Source organism: Streptomyces sp. P17, assembly GCF_032436805.1.
GTDB lineage: Bacteria > Actinomycetota > Actinomycetes > Streptomycetales > Streptomycetaceae > Streptomyces.
In genome coordinates, this window is sequence record NZ_JAVRBF010000890.1 from 1 (window position 1) to 268 (window position 268).

Annotated in this window: 1 protein-coding gene; it reads left to right on the forward strand. The window is 66.8% G+C overall.

The genetic code is table 11. From position 1 onward, the window contains the following. On the forward strand, positions 1–268 hold a 268-nt coding region (locus tag RMT89_RS43340), incomplete at both ends, for a caspase family protein (RefSeq protein WP_315889251.1).

Genomic DNA, 268 nt, shown 5'->3' on the forward strand with positions numbered 1-268 from the left:
GGCACCTCCGCCTCGCTCCTGCGCGGCCCCGAGCAGCGCGTCGCGCTGGTCATCGGCAACGCGCATTACAAGAACGCGCCGGAGCTTTCCAACCCCGACAACGATGCGACCGCGATGGCGCAGTTCCTGAACAAGGCCGGCTTCGAGGTCACCTCGGCGATCGACCTGACGCAGAACGACATGATCCGCGTTGTGCAGGACTTCTCGTCCAAGGTTGCGGCCCGCGGCCCCAACTCGGTGGCGATGGTCTACTACGCCGGTCACGGCG